Source organism: Protofrankia sp. Cas3 (assembly GCF_963555955.1).
GTDB lineage: Bacteria > Actinomycetota > Actinomycetes > Frankiales > Frankiaceae > Protofrankia.
Window position 1 is genome coordinate 20998 of sequence record NZ_CAUVXP010000028.1, and the last position, 24883, is coordinate 45880.

Consider the following 24883-nt stretch of genomic DNA (forward strand, 5'->3'; position numbering starts at 1 on the left):
GGCGCCGCTGGCCGCTCCCGAGACTCCGATCACCGCCTTCGACGCGCCACGAGAGCTCCTGGCGTATCCTATAGGATACGCCAGAATGTGGGGGAGGGACGCCGAGTGAAGACCACGGGCCGCCTGATCGAACAGGCCCGGCTGGAGGCAGGGCTCTCGGGGGCCGAACTGGCCCGGCGTGCAGGGACTTCCCGGCCAACCCTGGCCGCCTACGAGCACGGAACGAAGTCGCCAACGCTCGATACCGCGGCACGTCTGCTGGCCGCCGCAGGCTTCCGGTTCGACGTCGTCCCGGTGCCCTCCTTCGTCGACCTGACCGACGAGCGTGGCCGGCCCTTCTCCGTGCCCAACCGCCTGCCGCGGCTGCCGGCAGGCCAGGCACTGGCGCGGGTGCGGCTGCCGGTCCATCTCAACTGGTCTGACCCCGACCGGGTCTATGACCTCTCGGACCGCCGGCAGCGTCATCGGGTGTACGAGATCGTCCTACGGGAGGGTCTGCCCGCGGACCTCCTCACCTATGTCGATGGCGCCCTGCTGGTGGATGCCTGGCCGGACCTGGTCCTGCCGGCGGCCGTTCGGCGGGCCTGGGAACAGATCGTCTTCGCATGATCACACCCTTCCAACGATCCGTCGCCGCAATGTTCTTCAGCCTCGACGAAAGCGCCGGTTTCGCGGTCGCGGGTGGCGCGGCGCTCATTGCCAGAGCCCTCGTGGACAGATCGACGCAAGATGTCGATCTTTTTTCCGGAGCCCCGCCGGTCGTCCCGATCCCTGACGTGGTGAGGGCATTCACCCGGGCCGCGGTCGCCGAGGGATGGCTGGTCCGGCAGCTGCGCCTGTCGGACAGCTTCGCCCGCCTCGCGGTCGAGGCTGACGGAGAGGTGACCGTGGTGGATCTCGGCCCCCGGCCCCCGGCAGACGGCGGGCGACGAGGCCGCGAGCTGATTCGTCTCAGCTGGGCATCAGGCTGGCGGTTGCCGTGGCGCCGAGGTCCCAGCAGGCCTCGCGGGCGGCGGCGTCGGCCTCGCCGATCACGGTGAGCGGGCCGCGCGGGCGAGCGTCGGTCGTACCCAGGGACGCTGCCCGACTTTCGGTTATCCACGTAGCAAGGTGATTCGGCGGCCAGCGGGGCTTGTGGTCGTCGTGATGGCGGTGCGCTCGTCGATGGCGGGGGCAGCGGGGCGCTGGTCGAAGATGGCGAGGGTGCCGGTGTCGAGCTGGAGACGATCGAGGTAGCGGTCAAGCTGCTTGAGGCCCTGGCGAAGCGGGTCCGCCTTGGTCGGACGCCAGGTTTTGATCTCCAACGCTTCACGCTGGACGCGGCGGGAGCCATCGGGAGTCGTGTAGGGCCAGCGGATATGCAGGTCGATACGGCCCGAACCGACCGCGTACTCACGCTCGACAAACCCACCGCCGTTCACAACGCGCTGGAGGTAGCCCATGAGGATCAGCTGGGGGGCCGCCTCGTGGTAGAAGCCTGTCTTGATAAGAAAGTCACCGTTCTCCATCCACCAGTCCGCGAACTCGTCGAGCACCTTGGGGAAATCGAAGCCGCCGTCCGAGCGGACGAACGAGCGGGGGTCGGCGGTGACGCTCTCCTGGATGCTTGACGACAGAACCCGGGCGATGACCTCCCGGTAGATCGGGTTCGCGACGCGGACAGGAGCCATGGGGGCGATCAGGCCGAGGTCACGAACGTAGACGAGGTCATCGTCATAGGGCTCAAGAGTGAGCAGGTCACCGGCTAGCAGCGGACCGACAACCCGCCGCACCCGCGGCTCGGCGAGCCTGGCCGCAAGCGAGTCCAGGTGGGTGGCCCGGGCGAGGATAAGCCGCTCCTTCGCCGCCTCGAGGTGATCGACGGTGATCGGTTCGGGCGCGGGCACAACTAGTTTCTCGACGACCTCACGGGCGAGCGCGTTCACCAGCCAGGGCTGGCCGCCGGTCAGCTCGTAGGCGTGCTCGACGGCGCCCGGGGCGAACTGCTGCCCGGTATCGGTGGTGTGCTGGCCGTAAAGCTCGGCGACCTCGTCCGGCGTGAAGTCCCCAAGACGAAGGGACTCCAGTTTGACATTGAAGGGGCTCGCGCTCCCGAGACGGGTGGCATTACTACCGGACATGATTTTATAGTCGCGGACGTCACGCAGACCGCAGAGGGTCACCGACCAGGGAAAGTCCCCGGTCTCGCGCTCGGGAAAGCCAGCCCGCAGCTGGCGGAGCACGCTGATCAGACTCTCGCCGCGTACCGCGTCGATCTCGTCGAAGAAGAGCACTAGTGGACGTGGGCAGACCCGCGACCACAGGGTGAGTGCCTCACGCAGAAGCGAGGCATCCGGCGCCCCGGGCCAGACCGGTGGTTGGAGGGCTGCCGGCAGCGCGGTGATCGCGCGGGTGCGGATCTCTTGCAGGATGGCGTGCTGCGCCTGCGCGTAGTCGTCTCCGGCGGCCTGTGCGGCCTCACACGTGAAGTGCAGAGCCGCATACTGCCCACCGGCGGTCAGCTCGCTGGCAAGCGCGCGCAGCGCCGTCGTCTTCCCCGTCTGCCGAGGGGCGTGCACCACGAAATACGCCCGCTGGTCAACGAGCCCCGGCCCCTCTGGCAGTCGCTCCAGAGCCGGGATCATGTAATGGTTCGCGGGCACACACGGACCGGCCGTGTTGAACCGGCGAGGCATCGATCCTCCCTCCGCGGACCTGCCAGCAGGGTTGCTCCGTGACCACCCTACGCGTGATCGACGATCTAGTCGGGGCTCGATGCCGACACACCTCGGCTTTGGCTTCGTGGGGCGGTTGCCAGGATCGGTCCCGCAGCTGGGTCACGTGCCGGCGCCCTACACCAGCCGAGGCACACTCTGCCGCAAAGGCTGCACCCCACCGGGATTACCCTACATGTCCGGACCGCTACGTTACGCACATCTCAGGTCCAGGGTTCGCGCTACTTCTGGTCGAAGAAATGTTTGAGCGCACCGGACATGTAACCGATGTTCACCGGGGTACCCATGTTCACCGGGGTACCCAGCAGGTAGGAGTCCGCGGTCAGCACGTCCATGGTGGACGCGACGAGCGCAGGCCGGGTGACGACGTCCACTCCCTCGATCGCGTCGTCGGTGGCACCGGCGCGTACCGCTGCTGCGCTCGTTGGACGCCATTCATCTCGCGACGGCGCTCCGGCTCGACGCACCGTCGCTCGTCCTCGTCACCTATGACAAGCGCCTGGCCACCGCCGCGAGCCAGGAAGGTCTGGCCGTTGCCGCGCCTGGCTGAGGCGAGTCCGTAGTGCCGTGCCGGTGACGCCGGCTGGCGCAGGACTCATCCAACTCCCACCGGCGGCCATCGACCGACCGGCCCGGTGCCAAGGCCAGGGCGAACCGGACCTCCTCAACGTGGAAACGATCCATTACCAGAGTGATGTTGTTTCGGTGTGCCAGGATCGGCCGGTCGTGCTACGAGGCACGTAGCATCGTCGCATGTTGTTTCGCGTTCCTGAGATCGACACGGCCGATGAGCGAGTGCTCGGCGAGCTCGAACGGTTCCGCATGGATCTGCGCCACCATGTCGCTGAACCGAGGCGCTGGCTCGGGCAGTTGCGGCGGAGTCTCATCGCAGGGGCGATCAGGGGCTCCAACACGATTGAGGGCTACACGGTTGGCGTCGCTGAGGCCGAGGCGGTGGCCGAAGGCGAGGAGATGCCGACAGCTCACGACCGGCAGACCCGCGCGGCGATCGCCGGCTACGCGGACGCGCTGACCTACGTGCAGCAGGCAGCCCGGTTCGAGGTGTTCACCTACCATCCGATGCTGCTGTCGGTGCTGCACTTCACGATGGTGCGCAGTGAGTTGGAACGGTCACCCGGCCGGTACCGGCTGGGGCCGATCTGGGTTGCCGGCTCGCCGGACAACCCTCCCGTGTACATGGGGCCGGATGCGGCATGCCTACCGGATCTGATGGATGAGCTGTGTGGTTGGCTCCAGAACGGTGATCGCGATGCGCCGTCCCTCGTCCGCGCGGCGATGGCCCATCTGAACCTGGTCAGCATCCATCCCTGGCGGGACGGCAACGGACGGATGTCGCGCTGCCTGCACACGCTCGTGCTGGCCCGGGAACTGGTCCTGGCGCCTGAGTTCTCCAGCATCGAGGAATGGCTGGGGTCGTCGCCGTACAACACCGCGATGTATTACGCGGCGCTGGGCGAGGCGCAGGGGGGCAGTTACCAGCCGAACCGGGATGCCCACGGCTGGGTGCGGTTCTGCCTGCGAGCACATCATCTCCAGGCGCAGCTGGTCGAGCGGCGGCTCGAGATCGCGGCGGAGATCTGGCCGGTTCTCGCCGGCCAGGTTGCCGCCGCCGGTCTGGGGGAGCGGACGGTCGCCGCGCTGTACGCAGGCATTCGTCCGGGCGGGGTGCGGCGCGGTACCTATGCTCGGGACGAGGGGCTGACTCGCGATCAGGCCATCCGCGACCTGGCGGGCCTGAAGAAGGCCGGGTTGATCGAAGATGTCGGGCACGGCCGGACGCAGCATTATGTCGCATCCGGCCCGGCGGCGCAGGCGCAGCGGTCGGTCCGCGGTACGCACGCGGATCGACCGCTGCGCGACCCGTACGGCGGGCAGCAAGACTGAACCTGTGTCGGCGCCCTTCCCCGATCAGGCTCGTGATCGTGTCTGCCCAGGGGTTGCTCGTCGGCGTGTCCCGGAGGCCATTCACGGTGCCGCGCACTTTCGGCGGCCACTGTCTGTGGCCACGTGAGCTTGGACCTTCAAGGCTCGCTGGACATCATGCTCACGTACGACAAACTTCTCATAGCGGCGGCCCGTGCCGCAGGTCTGCCGGTAGCGTCCCCCGGCGCGACGTATTGACTGTACCGCCGTGACGAGTGGAAGGTTGACATCCCAGAAAGCCACAAATCGGACGCAAGATATACGCCTACCTTCCACTCGTCTGACGTGGCAGGCGGCGTGGAGCTCGTCGGGGCGCGGCGTTCGGATGTCGGGGCCGGCTCTGGGCCGGGTGGCTCCCGGGTGCCGCACTCGGAAGTCGAACGCGGACGGGTCGGTGGTGTGCCATGCGGCGTAGGCAGCGGCTGAGGGTGAGGAGATGCCGACACCTGACGACCGGCAGCCACCTACCTGGGCCGGCTAGTCGAACTGGATGACGGGTTTTTGGTCGGTGCCGCCGTTCGCGCGCTCGACGACCTGTTCGGCGGTCAGCGGGCTCTTGGGATGGTGGCTCAGACACAGAGGCGTCTGCACCTTCCGGAAGGCGAACCCGTCACCCGCGGCGTAGAACTGGCCGATCTTAAGACGGCCGATGTCCGGCGCGTCGCCACCCTTGACCTTGGCCATGGCCTGGGCGGCGGCGATCTGGACCGGACTGTTCAGCAGGCCGAAGAACTGAGTGGCGGCATTGCCCGGGATCTGATTGTGTAGCCCTTTGGGAGCCTGCGTCGCGAAGACGAGCCCGAGCCCGTACTTGCGTGCCTGCGACGCCAGCGCCACGGTGCTCGTCGTGCAGGCCGTCATCCCGCCGGACGGCGCGAAGGTCTGGGCCTCGTCCATCACGAACAACCCGCCCAGCGGCCGGTCGCCGGCCGGGTTCTTCTTGACCCAGGCGAACAGCGCCATCTGCAACTGGTTGACGAAACTCTGCCGCTGCTCATCGCCGGGAAGGCCCACGAGGCTGATCACCGACACCCGGGCACGCTTCCCGGCGGGCGGTGTCAACAGCAGGCTCGGATCGACGGGCTCGCCCCGACCGCCGAACAGCGGGTCGATCACCATCGCGGCCTTCAGCGCCTGCGCCATCCCCGCTGCGATTTTTCCGGCGTCATCGAGGGAGCTCACGCCGTCCGGGATGTCGGACAGGAGCTCGAGGAACGAGGCAAGGGTGGACCGACCGCGGCGGGCGAAGTACCGAAGCGCCTCGCACAGCACCGCCTGACCCAGGCGCGCCTTGCTGCTGCTTCCCGCGACGTTGGCCCTGGCCGCCAGCGTGGCGGCGGCCGCGTCGATCGCCACGCCGAACTCGTCGGGATCGTCGAGGACGCTCTGGAAGTCCGGAAGAGGCTGGAAGCTCAGGGGCCGACCGCGCACCTTGCGTGGCGTCCACACCACGACATCGGTCTCGGCCAGGTACTCCTTGGCCAGCCCTGCGTCGGCGTCGGCCCAGTGCGCCGGGGGCGTCGGCCAGGCGTCGCCCAACCGGGCAAGGTCATTGTTGGGGTCGAGGACCACCGACGAAACACCGCGCAGCGCGCACTCCTCGACCAGCCGCCGGATGAGCACGGTCTTACCCGAACCGGAACCGGCGAAGATCGCGACATGCCTGCGCAGGGACTCCAGCTCGACCTGTACCGGTACCCGGCTGTTCACGGTCAGGCCGATCGTGATCGGCGCGGTTTTTGTCGCACCAGGTTCGGGGCTTGTGTGGTCCGACCCTGCTTCCGACCCCGACCCTGCTTCCGACCCCGAGACCGGTGGCGGGACCGGAGCGGGAGCCGCGTCGGCGAGGACTGCGCTCAGCAGCGTCGTGTTGCTGGCCGGCTGCCGCGTAACGAGCCAGTCCCGCAGGTTGGGGCGGTTCTCGGCCAGCATCGTCTCCAGCGCGGCGAATGTCTTCAGGTCGCCGTCGTCCAGCGGGAGGGTGATGCCACCTGCCGCGGTGAACGCCTCGATCGCCTCCCGCGTGCGGGCGCCGTTGCTCCAGATGGCGTTGCGTAACAGGAACAGCCGGCGTCTGCCTCCGCTCTGATCGATGCCGGCCATCGTGCAGGCGCCGCGGATTCGGTTGAGCGCGGAGGTGGCCTGGTCACTCGTGATCGCTCGGAAGGCCCAGTGGATCTCGTCGCCGGTGCTCTCGTCGAGAGTGCGGCGCAGGCGGGCATGCAGGGCGGGTTTCGGCCCCGGCAGTGGATCCCGGGAAAAGGTGTCCCCGTTCCCGCCGCGTTCGGCGATCCACGCAGTCAGGCCGGCCGCGAGCAGTCTCGGAACGAGCGAGTCCTCCGTCTCGGCGACAAGGGCGGCGGTGATGTCGGCGTTCCCACGTAGTTCGTCGAACCTGACGTCCAGCGGATTCGGATTCGGATTCGGATCGATGACGGGCGGGGGCACGATGGGTTTCGACGGGGTGCTTTCCTCGTCCAGTTTTTCCAGTTCCGAGAACCTGCCATCGGTCAGGCATTTCTGGACGTGATTGTCTATGCGTTGGAGCAGTGCCCGCGGAGTATATGCTGTGGTGTCCGCGAAGGCGGATTCTTTCACCGGCCAGGTAGGATGCGGAGCCTTGAAGTATATTTTCCGGAAACGATCGGCGAAGCGCCTTTCGACGATCTCCCTGCCGATCGTCGGGGTCTCGATCCTGTTCAGCGCGGTGAGTTCACGGAATCGGTCGCTCACCGTGGCAACGGCATGGTCCCTGATGAGGATCCAGGTGGTAGGGAGGCAGGCGACTATGCACAGCGTGCGCGCCGTCACGTCACGCAGCACCAGGAGCCCGTCCGCCACCTGATCGAAAAGCGGGTTGGGATGCCAGTCCTGCGGCCCGGTCTCCTTGTCCACGGCGGATGTGGTTTCCGCGATAATCGTGTCGATCTGGTCGATGGCTATCACACTCGGGCCGGTGAGTGCCAGCAGACGTGAGATCTCGCTGACGATCTGCCGCGCCGGTTTCGCGGGCGTGCGCATGCCCCGCCGCGCGCGCTCGCCCGGTTCCTGCTCCTCCATCGACTGGAGGTAGCTCTGGCCGATGTCCTGCGCGGCGAAGTCGGCCGCGCCGTACAGGACCATCGCCCGCAGCGTGTCCTGACACTCCCGTCCGAGCTTGTTGTCGAACGTGCGCAGCCCGACGATGAAGTCCTTCAGATGCTCCGGTGCCAGCTCGGTGTCACCGACGACGCCGGCCTGGACCTGGTCGGTCACCCCGAGCAGTGACGACAGCCGCCGAAGGAAGACCGAAAGCTGCGTGCCCTGTCCGTCGACGTCGCGGAGCAGATTCTCAAGCATGGAACCGGCGACGCTCTCCCAGAAGGTCGTGCCGCTCAGCGGCCCGATGAGAAAGAAGTAGCCGTCAACGCTGTGCGCCCTTTCCCGCACCCAGCCGAGCAGGTGTGTCTTTCCCGACCCGCGTTGGCCCTGGACGACGATCCCGATGGGACTGGAGCCGCTGCTCGCGACGGCGTCGGTGATCCCGGCGTCGATGCTGAGTGTCGCGTGGGCGTGGAGTCCGTCGACATGCACCGAGGAGGTCCGCCACACGTCCTCCGGCGTGCGCGCCCAGTCCAGCCGGAGAGCGGCGAACGCCTTGCGTTCCAGGGCGGTCATACGTCCTCGATCGCGAGCAGGTGGTTGTCCTGGCCGCCTATCTTCACCGCCGCCGCCCGATCCTCGTTGGTCAGCGTCTTCTGGTTTTCCTCGGGTATGAGGTTCACCCGCGGGCTGCGGTCCATCCGGCGCAGCACCGTGTCCACGTCATCATGCTCGGCATCACCGAGAAGGGAGCGTAGCCGGGTAAGGCTCACCCAGCTTCCGGGATGCTCGGCGAGCTGTCGATAGGCATCCCGGATCCGAATATCGAGGTCAGGTCCGGCGGGTCCGGCGGGTCCGGCGGGTCCGGCGAAACCGGCCGTCGAAGCGGTCGGTATCGCGGCTTCGGCTTTCGGCAACGCCGACCCGGTTTCGGGCGGGGGCTCGCTGCGGGGCCGGAAGACGTCGGCGGGAACGAGATCTTCCTGTTCGAGATAACGGTTGATGCCGGCCAGTACGGCATACAGCGCACCGGCGGCGGGGCCACCGCGCGCCGTACGCGGCGCCGACAGCTCCTCGCGGCACCGCGCCCATCCGCTTTCGGTCAGTTCGTGGATGTACGGACGACCCGCGCGGCGGCTCGCCACCAGCTTCAGGTCATTGAGCTTTTTGCGCGGGGCGCCGTCGAGCGTCAGACCGTAGGCGTTTTTCAGCTCCGGGTTGGAGACCTCGGCCGCCTCCGCCATCAACGCCAAGAGGATCGCCACCTCGCTGGGGGTCAACGTCTCGCTGGGCATTTCCTTATTCCTCCTACTGTCCTTGGCGTCGGGTCCGGATGAAACGCTCGATGCGGAGCAGCACTGCATCCAGATCATGAAGGATCTGGGTGTTGGTGAACCGCAGCACGGCGAAGCCGTCGAGCTGGAGGTCCACGTCGCGGCGCCGATCCGCTTCGTAGCGCGCCAGCCCACAGTGTTCCGGACCGTCGACCTCGACCACACATCGCTCGGCGGACCACGCCAGATCCAGCCGGACCGGGTTGACCAGTGGGCCGAAGCGGTAGGTCTGATTCCAGGTTCGTCCCATCGCCCACGGCCGTGCCGCCAGCGCTGTTTCCAGGATGTGTTCGGCCTGGCTCGCCGGATGCGGCCTGCCGGCGAGGGGCGGGTAGCTGATGGGCGTACGTTCGATGGGTGCGGGGTCGGTGAACATCTGTTGGCGGGTGAATTCCGCAACCGTCCCGGTCAGGTCCACCGCGGCCGCGCAGATCCGGTCCACGGTTTGAAGCGGATCACCCGTGAGCCACACGCCGGCACGGCCGTGGTACACGAGCCACTCGAATGCCGTCGCCAAGGACCGTTCGGCCGCGGGTGTGAGCCCATCGGGTACCTGCACGAGGATGGCGGTGCGGGCGCGGCCGAATGCGGTTGCGATGACCCGCGCCAGCCCGACGGCGCGTACCTCGACCGTGAATTTCGCGGTCGGCGGCTTCCCGCCGGCCAGTGACCGTTGCGCCAGGTCGGCGAGAAAGGGCCCGAAATCGGGTGTGGTGGCAGCGGCCTTCCTGGCCAGTGAGCGGGCGGCGGCGGTACTCGCGCCGGCTGGTCCGTCGAGCAGCTCCGCGCCGGGAAGCCAGGCCGGGAACAGCGCGGTCGCGACCGTGTCCAGGGCGTCCAGTACATTCGTGATCATTGATGTGGGAGACGTCGTGGCGATCGGTCGGTAGCTGATGACAGCGGGCGCGTCGTCGGGTAGTGGCTCCAGCGATAATTCGATGGCTTCGGGGCTCGCCTCGGTAAGGCGCACGACACGATCGAGCGGCACCTGCGCCCACGACCATGTCACCCCAGCACCCCCGACCGTGACGGTTCTGACTCCGATACGAATCGGACTCCGATACGAATGCCTGCCGCCACGGAGCCCCCCACATCCGGTGACAGGATTCCACAGGGCCCGATCGGCCGATCGACGCACCCGTCCTGAACCCATCCGCGCTCGTGCCCGGCCCCGGGTGCCTGGGTAACCGGGGCGTGGAGTCCCACCCGTGCCGGCTGCCCGTGAGCAGGCGCACCGGCACCTGGCAGCGCGGCGGCACATATCTCTGTCGCGGAGTACGAGTCGATGCGGGAGACCCTCGACCTGCTGTCGGACAACGAGGCTCTCGCGGATCTGCGGCAGTCGCGGGAGGACTTCGCGGCCGGCGACGTCTTCGCTGTGGGCGAGGTCCGGGCCGAACTGGAGCAGCGGCGCGCCGTGGGCGGGTGATGGCCGCCGCCGGCGCGCCCTACGAGATCGCACTGTCGCGCAGGGCACGCAGAAACCTCCACGAGGACCTGCCCTTGGAGGTCGCGGCCGCCGCGCTGGAGACGATCCAGCGAGCGATCGCGGTGAACCCTCGCCGGGTCGGGAAGCCGTTGGACGAGCCTTTCGACGGCTTCTACTCGGCGCGCCGCGGGACCTACCGCGTCATCTACCGGATCGACGAGGCCAAGCACCTGGTAGAGATCCACTCCAGCCGGCATCGGCGAGACGTCCACCACCCGTAGGTCTCCGCGCTCTACCAAACGATCTGTGATCTTCAAGGACTGAAGGCAGCGAGACTCATCGAGGAGGTCGGCCGCGGTCGCACCCACCGCTATCTCGCGGTCGGCCCAGTGTGCGAGCCGAACACGCTGCTACCGAAGAGCACCTGCGCCAGCACCCGAAGCCGACCCTGCAGTGCCGCCTTGACCGCTTGATTCCGCCGGGTCCAGAGTCATCGTCGTCCCTGGACCCCGCCCATTTGAAACCGCACTCATCCGGCCGGAATGTATTTGGCCATCACGTCCTCGATCCGGGCCACCAGCAGAAAATCCAGCTTCGTAATCTTCTGTCCCGCCGTGTAGGTGGTGAGGCTGAAGTGCAACGTCTCCCACCGCAAATCAATATCTGGGTGGTGCTCAAGCTCCTGGGCCGGCTCCATCACGTCGTTGATCGCCTTGACGCTGGTGTAGTAGTCCAGGTGGAAGCTTTTATGGATCTCCTCGCGGTCCGGGGCCTTCTCCCAACCATCAAGCTCGTTGAGGCGGCGGGTGACTTCCTCGGCTGGCAGCGGGTCACGTAGTGCCATCTCACACGCTCCTACAGTTGGGCCAACAGTTCTTTAACCTCGTGTCCCACGGCGTGGTCATGCCACGGGGCGAGGTGGTGCCAGACTCCGTCCAATTCCTGGCGCAGCCGCGCCGAACTGGTTTCCTGGGCGATGGTAACGGCCTGGCCGACCGCTTCCACCACGGCGTCCGGCTGATGGGCTTGGGCGCAGGCCACGGCCTGCCGTGCCCGGTACACGCCCGCATCCCGCCGGGCGGTCGCGGGCAGGCCGGTTATCACCTGCTCCCACAGCGCCACCGCCTCCGCGCCGAGGCCAAGGCGGTTGTAACAGGTGGCGCGCTGGGCCTCGATGTAGCCCGGGGTCCGGCGGCAGGCATTATACCAGGGGTATTCGTCATCTACTTGGGGCAGGAACGCGGCGGCTTTATCCAAAGCGTAATCAGCGCCCCGCCGGTCGCCCATGAGGGCAAAGCCGTGGGCGGATTGCTGCATAGCCTGCACCCGGACCTTCGGGCACAACTCAGTTTCATCCATCAGGGCGGCGCTGGTGAGGTCCAGCGTGCCGGGTCCGTCCTGCTCGTCGGTGCAGATCATCGCTTTATTGGTCAGGGCGTGGCGGATGAGTTGGGTGTCCCCGACCCGGTGGGCGAATTCCAGCGTGTGATTCGCCCAATGGGAGGCCGTACCCAAATCCCCGGCGTCCTGGTAAAGCCACGTCACCAAGCCCGCATAGGCGGCGTTGGTGCGCAGGAGCGCCCGCCGCGCATCGCCACGGGCCACGGTGAGGAATTGGCGTAGCACCTCCTGCTGGACCAGCACCGAGGGAATCACCGTGTGAGGGCCTAGCGTGGCCTCGGCCGCATAGAAGCCGTCAATTTGTGAGGCGAGATACTCGATGGCCTCGGGCGCTACTTGCTTATAGGAGGCCAGGGGCATCACTTTGCCTCCGACCAAAAATCCGGCTCCGCTTCCTGCGAGGAATGTCCGCCGGTCCATCGCCACAATTACCACCTCCCCGACGTGCGCGATCACCCGGTACTGGTCCGGCACGTCGCTATACGTGCTGCCCCTGCCACGCTGGGGCGGAAAAGTTGATGTGGCGCCAGCGGCAGGGAGCCTATGTATTTCTCCCGCCGGCGGACGCTGGCGGGGAAGCTTAAACCACAACAGCTCTTCCGGGATGCGCAACATCTGTGCCCACCGAATGAGCTTGGTGAGATCAGCTATAGGAGCGCCCGATTCGATACGGCTTAGCTGTGTCTGGGTATTGCCCATCCATCGCGCCACCATCTCCTGGGGTAAGGGGGAGCCGTGGTGGGGGTGGGTGCGGTACGCCGCAATAACCTGCCCCATGTGCCAGGCGTCGAGGGCATCTCGGAGCTGGTCTGACGCCTCCCAAAACGCGGGCGGCACCTCCGGCGCTCCTGCCTCCAGCTCCACCGTCCGGCGCTGGCAGGGTCCGCACAGGCCCACACTGTTGTCCCGTGCCAGCCGTTCCCCACACCGGCAGTAGCGACCCTGCCCCCGCTGTTCGCTCACCGTAATTACCGGCCCTCTCCGTCGCCTGCGGTGGGCTTCCTACCTCGCAGTCTAGCCGTTACGGTCCGTCGTCCAGACGTGCCGCGTATACCCGTCATACATGGGATGGCTACTGCTCTTCAGCCAACGCGCGCACTGTCCCAACCAGGCCCCGGTGCCGGGTCGAGATGGCTCAAGTTCGATCATGCCGGGCTCCCCGGCACCGGGCGCCAACCAGACGGGGCCGACGGCGGACAAAAAAGAGGAGGCAGATGATGGGCGGCTGGATCAGCGGTCCGTGTTCGTCTGGGCCGGGGTCCGGGGAGAATACGGCTACACATCTCATCGAGCGCCAATTTGAAGCCGCGCTGACGCAACTGGAGCGACTGGAAGAAAACGTTGCCTATTCCAGGAACGAACTCGGCGCCACGCCCCTTGAGCTGGAAGCCCTGCGCGAACGGCTGGAAATCGTGACCGAGGAGGCCCGATGGATGCGCGACCAAATGGGGAAGCTCGTGGGACGGTTGGAGCAGTCCAGAAGGCGGCGGCCCGGCGTATCCGGCCCTACGCCGTCCTGAACGGGTACGGCGAGCAGTTGGCCGCCTTCGCAGAGTGGGAAGAGGCCCACCAGTGGGCGCACCTCACGGCCATGGACGACCAAGTGGTCCTGCCGCTGGAAGTGGAGGACCGGAGCCAGCGTATTACCCGCCGCATCACCCGTGACAACTGCGAGCTGATCGCTTGGACCATCTTCACCAAAATCTCCGGGTGTCCGCCAACGGAGTTGGAGCCCCGGATACCGCCGTACACCCCGAAGGGAGTGATGAACATGGGAGGGTGATACCTATGGACTACTGACCAAGCCGCTGTACAGAAGCAGGCTGGTCGGACTGGACGGACATGCCCGCCCCCGCACCTGCGAAGGCGGCTTCCACACCGGGTAGTACGACCAATATGCTGACAGCGATCGCCGCCGGCACTCACTCCGACCGTCATCAGGAAATTTTCGCTCTGGGATCCGGCGGGGATGTTTACCACGCGTGGAACTGGCTCAAGGACGAGGGAATAGCCGCAACCACAAGCTCGCCTTTGATGGTGACGGCCGGCCCAGGCCGACCGTCACCACCGTGTCCGCAGCCTCTCCCGACATTTCCTCCAGCTCGAAGTCCGCCGCTGGTTGACGCTGATCGGGGGTGGGGCTTGGACGTCCGAGGTGTCGTAAGGCGTCACGCACTTGGCGGTAGTACGTACGTGTCCCGCCGGAGCAGACGCACCAAGCGGTCCGCGACTCCCGTAGACGCCGCCGCGGGCCGGTCGCGATCGTTTCCACCGAACGAACCGCGCCCGTCGTGTCGCTCCCGCCATGCACGTACAGGGCATAGGGCCTGCCGACAGTCGCTTCCAAGATCGGAAAATATGCGTAATCGCAAAAGTAACATCAACAAGGGTGTTCAGTCGATCGCGCGGCCGCTGCCGTCCGGGTGAGCCAGGCGGCGTAGCAGAGCAAGTGCCCCTTCGGTCGGGACGGGACGGAAGAAGTCCGCGTCGACGCGCTCGACAGCGGCGATCGCGCGGGGGGCGAGCTCGGCGCCCCTTGCGGTGACCTGAAGCAGCTTCGCCCTCGTGTCGGCCGGGTCGGTCTCGCGGTTGACCAAACCGTTGCGTTCCAGGGTGCGCAGCACCTGTGACGTCATCTTCACGTCGGTGCCGGCGTGCGCGGCGACGGCGAGCTGGTTGGGAGGCTCACCCTGGTCGCCCAGCCACCAGACGGAGGCGAGCAGCACGAACTGGACATGAGTGAGTTCGAGCGGGGCGAGCGCCGCCGCGATCGCCCGTTGCCAGCGCAGCGTGGCGTGCCACAGCAGGAAGCCGGGGCTGCCACCGGGAGGCAAGGCCACGTTATCGGTCGACCTTCGTCAGTCGCGGGACGCTGGCGCCTCCGCGAGCCTGACCAATGCCCCGATCGTGTCCGGAAAGTCAGCCGTGATCGCCGGGCCGACCTGAGTTCCCAGCTCGTCGGCCGCCGAACCTGTGATCTCCGTCCGGTAGGTCACGCGGCGGCGCTCCGCGTCGACCGCGTCGATGCGGTGCGTGGTGCGGACCAGAATGTCGCCGAGATCGACCTCATCGACGAACAGCCATGGCGCGTCAACCTCAGTCAGCCGCAGCCGCACCGGCTGTTCACCTGCGGGGTTCATTACGATCTCGCTCCCGACCTCGAACGGACCACTGACCTCGATCCCGTCGATGTCCGCGTTCCAGGCCCTCCAGCCTGCCACGTCTGCCCACAACCGCCAGACCGCCTCCGGCGCCGCCTCCGTCAGGACGCTGTGCTCGTAGGACCACATCCTGGGACCTCCTGCCATAAAAGTCTATGCGTAGATTATCTGCGCGCATCCTATCAGTGGCGCACCGATCACGGTGACTGGATCGCGCAGGCACCTCCAGCGCAGGCCGGTCGCGATGGTCTCGACCCCGCGGACCGCGCCGGTCGTATCGCTGTTGCCGTGGACGTACAGCGCATACGGCCGGCCAACGGTCGCGTCGAGACACGGGTAGTAGACGGTGTCGCAGATTTACCCGAAAGTAGGGTGCGCCAGACGGTCACACCGCGTGGCATCTCGCCGCTACCTCGCGCCGAACTCGCACGGGCTACCGGGTGACGATGACCGTCGCGCGGTGTCCGGTCGCGTTCTTGAGCTTGATGTCGCCTGTGAGCAGTTCGCAGCCGAGTGCTTCGGCGAGCGCGATGTAGGCGGCATCGTAGGCACCGAGGTTGTGTCGTAGCTTCCACATCCGGGGGTGGTAGGGCCAGACCGGATGACGGGTGATCCGCAAGCGCGCGTAGTCAGCCAGCATCTGCTCGCCGCGACGGTCGGTGATCTTCTTTCCGGCGGCAAGCCCGCGGACTGTTGACGCGACCTCGACGTCCAGATGGTGCGGGGCGTGCAGCGTGCGCGGGGCAGACAGGCGCTGCCGGAGCACCTCATCGCCATTGCGGACGGACAACACATCAATGACGAGCGAGCAGTCAACCACGTACGTGAGGGTCAACGCCGCCCCTCGTCCCGCGCCTCGAGGATGTCGTCCATGGTGAGCTCCACCGGTTCCCTGTCGCGGGCAATGCGGGCGATGACCTCGGCGTTGGTCTCCGTGGCCGCGTCAGCATCCATCAGGTCCCGCAAGTACCCGGACAGCGACTGGCCTAGCGATCTAGCACGCTCCCGGAGGACCGCGAGCGTCGTCGGATCGACATCGCGCACCTGGATGATGCCCACGTCGGCGGACTCGCCCATATGTCGATGCTACCACGCTTTCATGCACGGCGCATGAAGCTCCTAGATACCCGACCAGACGTGAGCGCTACGGCATCAGGCGCGCCACCGTGCCGACGCCCAGCTCGCAGCAGGCTTCGCGCGCAGCGGAGTCCGCGGTCACATCGCACCGACACGACCAGCGAGCCAGGCATTCGAACGGAGAGTACGGAGGTCGCCGCAGCGTGTCCGACCGCCGTCGCTACGACCGTTTGAACCCGCCCTCTCTTTGTCTTCCGTGCAGCGTACGAAGGCCGGGATTCGGTTATGCGCCGCGAGGATGCTATCGAGATCCTGGGCCTGTCAAACGTGACGTGGGAAGGCTTCCGCAGGCCGGGGGCATACGAAGAACAGATCATGACCGTGTTGGCCGAGATCCTGGTTCATCGGCACGCACAGTAACAATAAGTAGCGGCTGTGTCACCCTTGGGTGCCCGCCGTTACTGTTGTTACGGAACGTGACCGCCCGAAGCACCCTAGATCGCCTGGGTTCTGGTCGAAGAAGTGTTTGAGTGCGCCGGCCGCACCACCACGGCCACGTCCTCGATCGCGTCGTCGGTGGCACCGGCGCGGACGGTCTCGAGGATCGCCTGCATCGCCGGTGCGGGTGTGTGATGAACGATCAAGAGAGTCGGCATCGTGACCATGCTTTTCACACCCGACTGACACACGAAGATCCGGGCCGCTCACAGTGCCCGGTCGGTCCATCGACGCACCCGTCCTGAACCCATCCGCGCTCGTGCCCGGCCCCGGGTGGCTGGGTCACCGGGGCGTGGAGTCCCATCCCGTGCCGGCCGTCGACTGCACTTTTGGTATCAGAATGGTATCGTCACCGTATGGCCTTTACGGTGCGTACCGACCAAGAGCTCGAAGACGCTCTGACCGCGCTGGCCGCCAGTGAGGGCATTTCCCGGCAGGAGATCATTCGGCGTGCCGTTCTGGAGCGCTACGAGCGAGCCGGGCACACTGCCCGGGTACGGGACAGCTCCACTCGCATGATCGATCGATGGGGGGATGTGCTCGTCCGGTTGGGCACAGTGTGAGTCGCGTCGCGTATCTCGATCTGGAGGACCTGCTCACGCTGGTACGCGACCTGGGTGCCGGTCCGGTGCGCGACGTCGGTCTGCTCGACGTCGCGGCAGCCCGGCCCCGGTCGAGCGCCTTCGGGCAGGACGCCTATCCGACCCTCGCGTTCAAGGCCGCCGCGCTGCTGCATTCAGTTGCCGGCAACCGTGCTCTGGTCGACGGTAACAAGCGCCTTGCCTGGCTGGCGACCGTGGTGTTTCTCGACATCAACCGTCACACGGTCGACCTGACTCACGACGCGGCGTTCGACCTGGTCATGGATGTCGCTCAGGGTGCGGCGGAGGTCGAGGACATCGCGGCTCGGCTGTGCGTCGTCCCGCTGGACGGCGGGTAGCCCGCCTGTCCGCCGCTGTCATCCGGTCAGCGGCGGCTGCCGTGGACGTTGGGGTCGCTCGGCGGGATCGTCGACGGGTCGGTGTTGAGCTTCTTGCCGTCCCAGCGGAACGTCACATCAGCCGTGCCGGCGGTCGGGCAGCACACCTTGTCCGACGGCTCGTACAGGTCGTAGCGCAGCACGCTCGCCATCTGCGTCGCGGACACGACATGGATGCCGGCGCTCGGCTCGATGAAATCTTTACCGATCATGTCGGTGCCGACGAAGAAGAACGCGAACTCGCGGGATGTGCCAGCGGAGGCGGTGTCCCGGCCGATGAGGACGTTGAGGGTCCGGCCCGTGAGGAATCCGGTCTGGTCGGTCACCGCGTAGCCCTGCTCGTTGACGATCTTCGCCGCCTCGGCGAGGGTGAGCGGCCCGTGCGTCGGTGTCGGTGTCGGCGTCGGAGTCCGCGACGGGGTGGGGGTCGGAGTCGCGGTAGTGGGCCGGCCCGACGGCGTCGGGCTCCGGTGGGTGGCTGTGGTCGCGGTCGACGCCGGCGTGCTCTGCCCGGCTGCCGTCAACCCGCCGGTGTCTCCGGTCGGGGTGCTGTGCCCGCGTAATGTCATGGCGGCGATGATCCCGCCGGCGATCGCCAGCGCCAGGACGGTTGCCAGGACCGCGGCAAACGTGCCGCGTCGGCTGGGCCGTGACGGGCTTGGCTGCGACTCCCGGTACGGCTCGCCACCCCGGTGCGGTGCGGCTGGCGGGTACGACTCGCCGCCCCGGTAAGGCTCGCCGCGCATAGGCTCGCCGCCGGCCCGCGTCCGGTATGTGGGTGAGCGGAAGGTCTCCTGCGCCTGTTCGGACGGTGCCTGCGGCGGGGTGGGCGGCAACGACCACCACTGCGCAAGGGCGGTGTGTGCCGCCCGGACGGTCTCGCCGGGGTCGACCATATCGTGCCCGACGAGCCCGGCGACGAGCTGTGTGGCGGTCGGGCGCCGCGCCGGGTTCTTGTCCAGCGTCCGGGCCAGCACCGCGGTGAGGGCCGGTGGCACACCGGTCAGGTCGGGGGCAGCGGTCATGATCTGGACGGCGATCGCTTCGGGGCGCTCGCCCCGGAACGGCTGGCGGCCGGTGGCGGCGAACGCGACGCACGCACCCCAGGCGAAGATGTCGGTCGGCGACCCGGCCCGCTCACCCCGTAGCTGTTCGGGTGCCATCCACACCAGGGTGCCGATGAGCACGCCGGTACGGGTGTGGCTGGTCGAGTCCGACGACCTCGCGATCCCGAAGTCGATGACCTTCGGGCCATCCCAGGTGACCAGGATGTTGGATGGTTTGAGGTCGCGGTGGACCACCCCGGCCGCGTGGATCGCGACCAGGGCGTCGGCGAGCCCGACCGCCAGCCCGTCGAGCAGGCGTCCGGTGAAGGGGCCGCGCTGGGCGACCGCCTCGGTCAGGCTGCGGCCCTCGACGTATTCGGTGGCCATCCACGGGCGTGGGCCGTCGGTGTCGGCGTCGATCACCGCGGCGACCGACATGCCGCGCACCCGCGCGGCCGCGGTCACCTCGGTGCGGAACCGGTCACGGAACTCGGGGTTGTCGGCGAGCCCCGGCGAGGGCACCTTGACCGCGACCGGCTTGTTGTCCGCGGCGAACCCGAGGTAGACGATGCCCATGCCGCCGGCGCCGATCCGGCTCTGTAGACGGTACGGACCGACCTCGCGCGGGTCGTCGTCCGACAACGGCTGGAGCACGTCTTTTCCTCCTCCTTGCCACCCGCCCGCCCGCTCGATCGGCGGATGGTGTCCCCGATTGTCCCTGATGCGTTCGCCCGTGCGTGGCAGCGCTGCTCCGGTGCCGTCGGCTATGCGACATCCTCCGTCTCGGAGGAAAAATTTTGCCTTGATTCCGGTCTGGAAGAATAGTATCTTGACGATCAAGAGGGTTTGACAGAAGGTTTATCGGTCTCTCCGAGAAGCTGGCCGCACGAGAAACAGATCTTGTGGGATGTGGCCCAGACACGGTGTGATCCAGGCGAGATGTACGCGGAAGGAGGGGCGGGATGTCGACCACACCTGCCGCGGTCCCCATGCGGGGTCGGATCTCCCTGGTCACGGGGAGTCGCGCCGTCGCACACCCGACGGTCGCACCGGACCGGGTGCTGGAGGTGCTGGGCCGCCACGTCCGCACCGACGGCTTCGACATCGTCCTCGACACTGCGCACAGCCGTGGCAGCTGGCTCGTGGATGCCCGTGACGGCCAGCGCTATCTGGACCTGTACAGTTTCTTCGCCTCGGCGCCGCTGGGGGTCAATCCGCCGGAGCTGACCGGCGACCCCGATTTTCTCGCCGAGCTGACCGCCGCGGCGGTCAACAAGCCGGCCAACCCCGACATCGCCACCGCCGCCTACGCAGGGTTCGTCGAGACGTTCGTCCGGGTCCTCGGCGACCCGGAGCTGCCCCACCTGTTCTTCGTCGAAGGCGGAGCGCTCGCCGTCGAGAACGCGCTCAAGTGCGCGTTCGACTGGAAAAGCCGTCGCAACGCCCAGGCGGGGCGGTCGCCGTCGCTCGGGACGCGGGTGCTGCACCTGCGCCACGCCTTCCATGGACGCAGCGGCTACACCCTGTCGGTCACCAACACCGACCCGGTCAAGACCGACCGCTTCCCCACCTTCGACTGGCCGCGGATCGACACCCCGGCGGTCACCTACCCGCTGGACGACACCCGGCTGGGCGACCTCGCCGTGGCCGAGGCGGGCGCGCTCGCCCAGGCCGAGGCGGCGTTCGCCCGCCATCCACACGACATCGCCTGTTTCCTGGCCGAACCGATCCAGAGTGAGGGCGGCGACAACCATCTGCGGGCGGAGTTCCTCACCGCGATGGAACGTCTGTGTCACGTCCATGACGCGCTGTTCGTCCTCGACGAGGTCCAGACCGGGGTGGGGAGCACCGGGTCGGCCTGGGCCTACCAGCAGTTGGGCCTGCATCCCGACGTTGTCGCCTTCGGTAAGAAGGTGCAGGTCGGTGGGGTGATGGCAGGCCGGCGGGTGGACGAGGTGCCCGACAACGTCTTCTGTGTAGCGGGAAGGATCAGCTCGACCTGGGGTGGCGGGCTGGTCGACATGGTCCGCTCCCGGCGGATGCTGGAGATCATGGAAGCTGACGGATTGTTCACCCGGGCCGGCGAGCTCGGCGCTGACCTGCTGGCCGGCCTGTGGGAGCTGGCCCGGCGCCACCCGTCGCTGGTGACCAACCCGCGCGGGCGCGGCCTGCTGTGCGCGATCGACCTGCCCGCACCCGGAATCCGCGACGAGGTCGTGCGCCGGCTGCGCACCGAGGAGCATGTGCTGGTCCTGCCCGCTGGTCCGCGGGCACTGCGCTTCCGGCCCGCGTTGACCGTTTCGGCCACCGAGCTCTCCCTCGGCGTGGATGCCCTTGAGCGGGTACTGACCAGCGTCCCGGCCACGTGATGGGATCGGTGAGCCTGTCGACGAACCCCGCCCATCTTGACGAGGTCGTCGCGGAGATCGTGCTTGCGAGCCCCGCCGAACTGCTGGCTGCCTGCCGCATCGCCCGGGACGCCCAGCCCGGCTGGGCCGATGTGCCCGCACCCGTGCGTGGAACCGTGATCGCGAACCTCGGGCGCCTGGTCGAGGACAACGCCGACGCGCTCGCCCGGCTGGTCACCCGCGAGGTCGGCAAGCCCCTGGCCGAGGCGCGCGGTGAGGTACAGGAGATCATCGACACCTGCCGGTTCTTCCTCGGCGAGGGCCGGCGTCTCTACGGCGAGACCGTGCCGTCGGAACTGCCCGACAAGCAGCTGTTCACCTTCCGGGAGCCGGTCGGTGTGATGGCAGTGATAACTGCGGGTAACTTTCCGGTGGCGGTTCCGGCGTGGTACATCATCCCGGCGTTGCTGTGCGGCAACACCGTCGTGTGGAAGCCGGCCGTCTACGCGGCCGCGTGCGCCCAGGCGTTCACCGAGCTGGTTCACCATGCCGGGGTACCCGCCGGCGTGCTGGGCCTGGTGCCCGCCGAGGGGGTGGAAACGTTCACCGGCCTGGAGCGGGCGCTGGAGGCAGGGTGCGTCGACAAGGTCGGCTTCACCGGCTCGACCGAGGTCGGACGGATGATCGGCGAGCTGTGCGGCCGGCACCTGCAGACCCCCTGCCTGGAGCTGGGCGGGAAGAACCCGATGGTGGTCGCACCCGACGCGGATCTGGACGCCGCCGTCGCCGGCGCGGTGTTCTCCGGCTTCGGCACGGCCGGGCAGCGGTGCACGTCGCTGGGCACAGTGATCGTGCACGCGTCGTTGCACGACGAGTTCGTCCGCCGGTTCGTGACCGCGGTGCAGACGGCGGCGATCGGTGACCCCTGCGCGGACGTCCTCTACGGGCCGTTGCTCGATCGGCGGTTCGCCGCTGGTTTCGAACGCACCCTCGGGCTCATCCGTGATCATCACCGGGTCGCGGGGTCCTCGGCGGTCGGGCGGATCGACGCGGCCCGCCCGCGCAACGGGTTCGTCGGCGTCGCCGAGACCGGCCTGTACTACCATCCGGTGATCCTCGACGGTGTGCGTCCCGGGGATGAGGTGTTCGGTGAGGAGACGTTCGGCCCGATCGTCGGCGTCACCACCTACGGTCACCTCGACGAGGCGATAGAACTGGCCAACGCGCCCGGTTACGGCCTGTCTTCGTCGATCTACACCAATGACCCGGCGACGGTCTTCCGGTTCCGCCGCAGGATCAGCGCCGGCATGGTCAGCGTCAACAACTCGACGTCCGGGGCCGAGGCGCACCTGCCCTTCGGTGGCAACGGCCGGTCCGGTAACGGTTCCCGTCAGTCCGGACGCTGGGTGCTCGACCAGGTCACCCGGTGGCAGGCGGTCAACTGGGACTACTCCGGCCACCTGCAGAAGGCTCAGCTGGAAACCGGCATCCCCGCCGCCGACCTCACCTTCCGCCTTCCCGGCGGCTGGCCCCCACCGACGGGTTGATCGTCGACGGATGAGTCGGTCGTCCCGGTCACGCTGGGCGTAGCCATTCCTCCAGCGCGGCGTTGTCGAGCGTGGTCCTGCGTAACCATGCGTCGAGCGCAGTGACGAGCGGTTCGTGGTTACGCCGCGTCCGTGGGAATGTCCGGTTGCTGGTGTAGATCATTCCGATCATCTGCCCGCCTGCCTCGTCGGCGGCCACGAGTAGTCGGCGGAAGTCCTTGACGTTCTCCGTGACTATCCAACGGCTGTGTTCCAGAGCCCATGCGTAGAGGTCGGCGTCCGCCATGGCTCGCAGGCTGTCGTCCGCCGCGACCGCGACGACGTCATGTCCGAGATCCCGCAGCCGTTGCGCTACAGCCGGGGCGTGCATCTCGTCCAGGAGCAGAGCGATGGCACGGGGTCCATCACCTGACGGGTCGTCCTGGTCGTTCACGCAAGCAACCGCAGCTGAGCCTGGTCCGCTTCTTCGGCGGCTCTGGACTCCGCGTCGGCCTGCTCGATCTCGGCGTCGATCTCCTCGCGGTAGTCGAGGTAGTACCGCAAGGCGGTACGCACCTTTGCTACGGGGAGGTTCAACAGCTCGGCGGCTGCCTCGACGGCACGTGGCCCACGCTCGTCCAACTCCCGAAGAGTCTTGATGACCTCCCACAGGTCGGGACCGGTCACGAGCGCCGCCCGGCGACCGGTCGGGCCGTCCTTGAAGGTCACACCTGGATGTTCGGCCTGGCGCAACCCCTCGTCGACCAGGCGCTGCGCGAGGCCGGAAACGGTTGCCCCCGGTAGCGCCTGTGCCCGACGCCGTAGCCGGGCGAGCAGTTCCGGGTCGAATCGGATCGATAGTGGCGCACCCATGTAGTGCATTGTAGCCTCTGTACTACGACATCCCGCGGTCGTCAGCGGGCCCAGTGGGGGAGTAGCGCCGTGAGGTCGAGGTCGACCGGGAACGGTTCGGTGACGGTGAGCCGCTCGCCGCTACCGGCCACCGTGTAGGCGTCGCCGCGGCCGCGCCGGTAGGTCGTCACCCGCGGCGGGGACGGTTCAATCCGCCAGTAGTACGGAATGCCGAACTGGGCGTACAACGCCGGCCTGGTGGTGCGGTCCTCAACGTGGTTGCCGGGGGATTCGATCTCGATCGCGACGACGACCTCGGCGGGAGCGAACCAGTGCCGGCCCGGTTCGTCGCTGCGCACCACCATGAGGTCGGGGATGCGGGTGAGCTGCCGGCCGAACCGGATGTCCACGGCCATCGCAAGGGCGAACGGCTCGGTCGCGAGCGCGTCAAGCGCGGCGAAGAGTCGGGCGCTCAGGGCCTGGTGCAGGTTGGAAGCCGACGGCGACACGCTGAGCGCTCCGTCGGTCAGTTCGTAGCGGTGGTTGCTGACCGGCAGTTCGTCAAGGTAGTCGGTGGTCCACCCATCCGGCGGGATCGCGATCAGCGGCTCGCTCATCAGCGCGTCCTTCCGTCCATCTCCGTAACGCAAGTCTACGTCGGCGTGCGGACGGGAAGGCCCGCATCCCGGGCGGCCGCAGCCAGTCGGTGGTCATAGGTAACGAAGGCGGTCAGCGCCTCCGCGAGGTGGAGTGCGGCCGCGAGATGGATCGCGTCGAGGGTACGGACATACGGATCAGCGATGATGCCGGCCTGGTCGAGCAACGGCCGCTCCAGCTCGACCTGGTCCAGTTGATCGACCAGTTCGACGGCGGTTGCGTGCAGCTGGGAGTCCTTCGGTGCTGCACGGCGTACGACCCGCGTCACTTCGGTGCGGGCCAGGGTGGTGGTTACGTGTGGATAGGCGGCGTGAGCGGAAAGGAATGCCACAAGTGCCGGGGTTTCGGGTTCGGTGACGAGCAGTTTGACCAGCGCGCAGGAGTCCAGATAGATCATAGGTCGTCCTCGTCGCGCATGTCCGCAAGGATCTGGGACAACGGTGGAATCTCCGGACGCGCTGCCAACGGTTGCCAGCCGGCCAGACCGCCGCGACCAGGATGCAGGACTCCCGCGGCGATCAGTTCGTCCCTGGCCTTATGGGACGGTCCAGGGGGGACGAGGAGGGCGACCAGCCGTCCCCGTTCGGTGATCTCGACGGTCTGCCCATCCTTGATCTTCTCGATCACCCGGGCGGTGTTGTGTTGCAGTTCTCTGACTCCGACGCGCACGACCATGACGCACATAATAGCCCTCAATGTGCGTCGAAGCCGAGGACCGAAGGTCCACCGGGCCGTCCCCGGGTCGATCCAGCGCGGGGGCCTCGTGGGCCGGCGGAACCTCTACCATCGTGTCACTCACGGCATGTCCTCACTCTCGGAGGGTTACACCGTTATTT

At 67.5% G+C, this 24883-nt stretch carries 27 protein-coding genes and 3 pseudogenes; 11 read left to right on the plus strand and 19 right to left on the minus strand.

Annotated features, from left to right (window positions below; translation table 11 throughout):
* Positions 1-105: 105 nt before the first annotated feature.
* Positions 106-609: a helix-turn-helix transcriptional regulator gene (locus tag U9983_RS08020; RefSeq protein ID WP_322753412.1), complete on the plus strand. Its 504-nt coding sequence runs from the start codon at positions 106-108 to the stop codon at positions 607-609.
* Entirely contained in the window at positions 606-1040 is a 435-nt protein-coding gene (locus tag U9983_RS08025; protein WP_322753413.1) for a hypothetical protein, read from the plus strand. Before U9983_RS08020 ends, U9983_RS08025 begins: the two co-directional genes overlap by 4 nt.
* A gap of 54 nt (positions 1041-1094) precedes the next feature.
* On the opposite strand, the gene U9983_RS08030 is transcribed toward U9983_RS08025, so the two are convergent.
* The gene (locus U9983_RS08030) at positions 1095-2675 is read right to left on the minus strand and encodes an ATP-binding protein (protein ID WP_322753414.1); all 1581 of its coding nucleotides are present in this window, start codon (positions 2673-2675) and stop codon (positions 1095-1097) included.
* Between the two features lie 266 nt (positions 2676-2941).
* Positions 2942-3181, minus strand: a pseudogene (locus U9983_RS08035) (hypothetical protein); the annotation flags it as partial.
* On the opposite strand from U9983_RS08035, the pseudogene U9983_RS27795 reads away from it, so the two are divergent.
* Together U9983_RS27795 and U9983_RS08040 are read left to right on the plus strand one after the other, a co-directional pair.
* Positions 3124-3264: pseudogene (locus U9983_RS27795) on the plus strand (VapC toxin family PIN domain ribonuclease); the annotation flags it as partial. The pseudogenes U9983_RS08035 and U9983_RS27795 overlap by 58 nt on opposite strands.
* A gap of 203 nt (positions 3265-3467) precedes the next feature.
* Positions 3468-4619, plus strand: a complete 1152-nt coding sequence (locus U9983_RS08040) for a Fic family protein (RefSeq protein WP_322753415.1) — start codon at positions 3468-3470, stop codon at positions 4617-4619.
* A 516-nt stretch (positions 4620-5135) separates the two neighbouring features.
* Here the strand turns inward: U9983_RS08040 and U9983_RS08045 are convergent.
* The 3 genes from U9983_RS08045 to U9983_RS08055 are packed head-to-tail and all read right to left on the minus strand — an operon-like array spanning position 5136 to position 10082.
* The gene (locus U9983_RS08045; RefSeq protein ID WP_322753416.1) at positions 5136-8315 is read right to left on the minus strand and encodes a helicase HerA domain-containing protein; all 3180 of its coding nucleotides are present in this window, start codon (positions 8313-8315) and stop codon (positions 5136-5138) included.
* On the minus strand, positions 8312-9034 hold the full coding sequence (locus U9983_RS08050; RefSeq protein ID WP_322753417.1) for a hypothetical protein: 723 nt from the start codon (positions 9032-9034) through the stop codon (positions 8312-8314). The genes U9983_RS08045 and U9983_RS08050 overlap by 4 nt, the downstream gene beginning before the upstream one ends.
* Before the next feature lie 13 nt (positions 9035-9047).
* Positions 9048-10082 (minus strand): endonuclease domain-containing protein, encoded by a 1035-nt coding sequence (locus U9983_RS08055; protein ID WP_322753418.1) that lies wholly within the window; start codon positions 10080-10082, stop codon positions 9048-9050.
* 276 nt (positions 10083-10358) lie between these two features.
* On the opposite strand from U9983_RS08055, the gene U9983_RS08060 reads away from it, so the two are divergent.
* Positions 10359-10502 (plus strand): hypothetical protein, encoded by a 144-nt coding sequence (locus U9983_RS08060; RefSeq protein WP_322753419.1) that lies wholly within the window; start codon positions 10359-10361, stop codon positions 10500-10502.
* Positions 10502-10783, plus strand: coding sequence for a type II toxin-antitoxin system RelE/ParE family toxin (locus tag U9983_RS08065; protein ID WP_322753435.1), 282 nt, complete (start codon positions 10502-10504; stop codon positions 10781-10783). The genes U9983_RS08060 and U9983_RS08065 overlap by 1 nt, the downstream gene beginning before the upstream one ends.
* Positions 10784-11031: 248 nt before the next feature.
* Here the strand turns inward: U9983_RS08065 and U9983_RS08070 are convergent, their stop codons facing one another.
* Entirely contained in the window at positions 11032-11346 is a 315-nt protein-coding gene (locus U9983_RS08070) for a 4a-hydroxytetrahydrobiopterin dehydratase (RefSeq protein ID WP_322753420.1), read from the minus strand.
* A gap of 11 nt (positions 11347-11357) precedes the next feature.
* On the minus strand, positions 11358-12377 hold the full coding sequence (locus U9983_RS08075) for a transcriptional regulator (RefSeq protein WP_322753421.1): 1020 nt from the start codon (positions 12375-12377) through the stop codon (positions 11358-11360).
* A gap of 955 nt (positions 12378-13332) precedes the next feature.
* Here U9983_RS08075 and U9983_RS08080 point away from each other — a divergent pair.
* Complete coding sequence (locus tag U9983_RS08080; protein ID WP_322753422.1) at positions 13333-13686, plus strand: hypothetical protein; 354 nt, start codon at positions 13333-13335, stop codon at positions 13684-13686.
* A gap of 610 nt (positions 13687-14296) precedes the next feature.
* Here the strand turns inward: U9983_RS08080 and U9983_RS08085 are convergent.
* The 6 genes and pseudogenes from U9983_RS08085 to U9983_RS08110 all read right to left on the minus strand — a co-directional run bounded on the left by U9983_RS08085 (position 14297) and on the right by U9983_RS08110 (position 16797).
* Positions 14297-14743 carry a MarR family winged helix-turn-helix transcriptional regulator gene (locus U9983_RS08085; RefSeq protein WP_322753423.1) on the minus strand — a complete coding sequence of 149 codons (447 nt, stop codon included), beginning with the start codon at positions 14741-14743 and terminating at the stop codon, positions 14297-14299.
* A gap of 18 nt (positions 14744-14761) precedes the next feature.
* Positions 14762-15193 carry an SRPBCC family protein gene (locus tag U9983_RS08090; RefSeq protein WP_322748645.1) on the minus strand — a complete coding sequence of 144 codons (432 nt, stop codon included), beginning with the start codon at positions 15191-15193 and terminating at the stop codon, positions 14762-14764.
* 57 nt (positions 15194-15250) lie between these two features.
* A pseudogene (locus U9983_RS08095) lies at positions 15251-15415 on the minus strand (flavodoxin); the annotation flags it as partial.
* An 82-nt stretch (positions 15416-15497) separates the two neighbouring features.
* Positions 15498-15899 (minus strand): type II toxin-antitoxin system VapC family toxin, encoded by a 402-nt coding sequence (locus U9983_RS08100; protein ID WP_322753424.1) that lies wholly within the window; start codon positions 15897-15899, stop codon positions 15498-15500.
* Positions 15896-16141 carry a hypothetical protein gene (locus U9983_RS08105; protein WP_322753425.1) on the minus strand — a complete coding sequence of 82 codons (246 nt, stop codon included), beginning with the start codon at positions 16139-16141 and terminating at the stop codon, positions 15896-15898. Before U9983_RS08105 ends, U9983_RS08100 begins: the two co-directional genes overlap by 4 nt.
* 494 nt (positions 16142-16635) lie before the next feature.
* Positions 16636-16797 (minus strand): hypothetical protein, encoded by a 162-nt coding sequence (locus U9983_RS08110; protein WP_416211306.1) that lies wholly within the window; start codon positions 16795-16797, stop codon positions 16636-16638.
* Between the two features lie 210 nt (positions 16798-17007).
* Between U9983_RS08110 and U9983_RS08115 the strand changes: the two genes are divergently transcribed.
* A complete protein-coding gene (locus U9983_RS08115; RefSeq protein ID WP_322753426.1) occupies positions 17008-17202 on the plus strand; it encodes a CopG family transcriptional regulator in 195 nt (64 codons plus the stop codon).
* On the plus strand, positions 17199-17579 hold the full coding sequence (locus U9983_RS08120) for a type II toxin-antitoxin system death-on-curing family toxin (RefSeq protein ID WP_322753427.1): 381 nt from the start codon (positions 17199-17201) through the stop codon (positions 17577-17579). The genes U9983_RS08115 and U9983_RS08120 overlap by 4 nt, the downstream gene beginning before the upstream one ends.
* Positions 17580-17605: 26 nt before the next feature.
* On the opposite strand, the gene U9983_RS08125 is transcribed toward U9983_RS08120, so the two are convergent.
* On the minus strand, positions 17606-19318 hold the full coding sequence (locus U9983_RS08125) for a protein kinase domain-containing protein (protein WP_322753428.1): 1713 nt from the start codon (positions 19316-19318) through the stop codon (positions 17606-17608).
* Between the two features lie 335 nt (positions 19319-19653).
* Here U9983_RS08125 and lat point away from each other — a divergent pair, with 335 nt between their 5' ends.
* Positions 19654-21033, plus strand: a complete 1380-nt coding sequence (gene lat / locus U9983_RS08130; RefSeq protein ID WP_416211309.1) for an L-lysine 6-transaminase — start codon at positions 19654-19656, stop codon at positions 21031-21033.
* Positions 21033-22559: an aldehyde dehydrogenase family protein gene (locus U9983_RS08135; protein WP_416211310.1), complete on the plus strand. Its 1527-nt coding sequence runs from the start codon at positions 21033-21035 to the stop codon at positions 22557-22559. Before lat ends, U9983_RS08135 begins: the two co-directional genes overlap by 1 nt.
* Before the next feature lie 28 nt (positions 22560-22587).
* On the opposite strand, the gene U9983_RS08140 is transcribed toward U9983_RS08135, so the two are convergent.
* The 5 genes from U9983_RS08140 to U9983_RS08160 are packed head-to-tail and all read right to left on the minus strand — an operon-like array spanning position 22588 to position 24722.
* Positions 22588-22992 carry a DUF5615 family PIN-like protein gene (locus U9983_RS08140; RefSeq protein WP_322753431.1) on the minus strand — a complete coding sequence of 135 codons (405 nt, stop codon included), beginning with the start codon at positions 22990-22992 and terminating at the stop codon, positions 22588-22590.
* A complete protein-coding gene (locus U9983_RS08145) occupies positions 22989-23411 on the minus strand; it encodes a hypothetical protein (RefSeq protein ID WP_322753432.1) in 423 nt (140 codons plus the stop codon). Before U9983_RS08145 ends, U9983_RS08140 begins: the two co-directional genes overlap by 4 nt.
* Positions 23412-23452: 41 nt before the next feature.
* Positions 23453-24007, minus strand: coding sequence for a Uma2 family endonuclease (locus U9983_RS08150; RefSeq protein ID WP_322748635.1), 555 nt, complete (start codon positions 24005-24007; stop codon positions 23453-23455).
* A 35-nt stretch (positions 24008-24042) separates the two neighbouring features.
* Positions 24043-24444: a type II toxin-antitoxin system VapC family toxin gene (locus U9983_RS08155; protein ID WP_322753433.1), complete on the minus strand. Its 402-nt coding sequence runs from the start codon at positions 24442-24444 to the stop codon at positions 24043-24045.
* A complete protein-coding gene (locus U9983_RS08160) occupies positions 24441-24722 on the minus strand; it encodes a hypothetical protein (RefSeq protein ID WP_322753434.1) in 282 nt (93 codons plus the stop codon). The genes U9983_RS08155 and U9983_RS08160 overlap by 4 nt, the downstream gene beginning before the upstream one ends.
* Positions 24723-24883 lie beyond the last annotated feature (161 nt).

Coding starts and splice junctions, on each gene's coding strand:
- U9983_RS08025 (WP_322753413.1), top strand. CDS start 606: ATGATCACACCCTTCCAACGATCCGTCGCCGCAATGTTCTTCAGCCTC.
- U9983_RS08030 (WP_322753414.1), bottom strand. CDS start 2,675: ATGCCTCGCCGGTTCAACACGGCCGGTCCGTGTGTGCCCGCGAACCAT.
- U9983_RS08040 (WP_322753415.1), top strand. CDS start 3,468: ATGTTGTTTCGCGTTCCTGAGATCGACACGGCCGATGAGCGAGTGCTC.
- U9983_RS08045 (WP_322753416.1), bottom strand. CDS start 8,315: ATGACCGCCCTGGAACGCAAGGCGTTCGCCGCTCTCCGGCTGGACTGG.
- U9983_RS08050 (WP_322753417.1), bottom strand. CDS start 9,034: ATGCCCAGCGAGACGTTGACCCCCAGCGAGGTGGCGATCCTCTTGGCG.
- U9983_RS08060 (WP_322753419.1), top strand. CDS start 10,359: ATGCGGGAGACCCTCGACCTGCTGTCGGACAACGAGGCTCTCGCGGAT.
- U9983_RS08065 (WP_322753435.1), top strand. CDS start 10,502: ATGGCCGCCGCCGGCGCGCCCTACGAGATCGCACTGTCGCGCAGGGCA.
- U9983_RS08070 (WP_322753420.1), bottom strand. CDS start 11,346: ATGGCACTACGTGACCCGCTGCCAGCCGAGGAAGTCACCCGCCGCCTC.
- U9983_RS08080 (WP_322753422.1), top strand. CDS start 13,333: ATGGATGCGCGACCAAATGGGGAAGCTCGTGGGACGGTTGGAGCAGTC.
- U9983_RS08090 (WP_322748645.1), bottom strand. CDS start 15,193: ATGTGGTCCTACGAGCACAGCGTCCTGACGGAGGCGGCGCCGGAGGCG.
- U9983_RS08105 (WP_322753425.1), bottom strand. CDS start 16,141: ATGGGCGAGTCCGCCGACGTGGGCATCATCCAGGTGCGCGATGTCGAT.
- U9983_RS08110 (WP_416211306.1), bottom strand. CDS start 16,797: ATGCCGACTCTCTTGATCGTTCATCACACACCCGCACCGGCGATGCAG.
- lat (WP_416211309.1), top strand. CDS start 19,654: ATGCGGGGTCGGATCTCCCTGGTCACGGGGAGTCGCGCCGTCGCACAC.
- U9983_RS08135 (WP_416211310.1), top strand. CDS start 21,033: ATGGGATCGGTGAGCCTGTCGACGAACCCCGCCCATCTTGACGAGGTC.
- U9983_RS08145 (WP_322753432.1), bottom strand. CDS start 23,411: ATGGGTGCGCCACTATCGATCCGATTCGACCCGGAACTGCTCGCCCGG.
- U9983_RS08150 (WP_322748635.1), bottom strand. CDS start 24,007: ATGAGCGAGCCGCTGATCGCGATCCCGCCGGATGGGTGGACCACCGAC.
- U9983_RS08155 (WP_322753433.1), bottom strand. CDS start 24,444: ATGATCTATCTGGACTCCTGCGCGCTGGTCAAACTGCTCGTCACCGAA.
- U9983_RS08160 (WP_322753434.1), bottom strand. CDS start 24,722: ATGGTCGTGCGCGTCGGAGTCAGAGAACTGCAACACAACACCGCCCGG.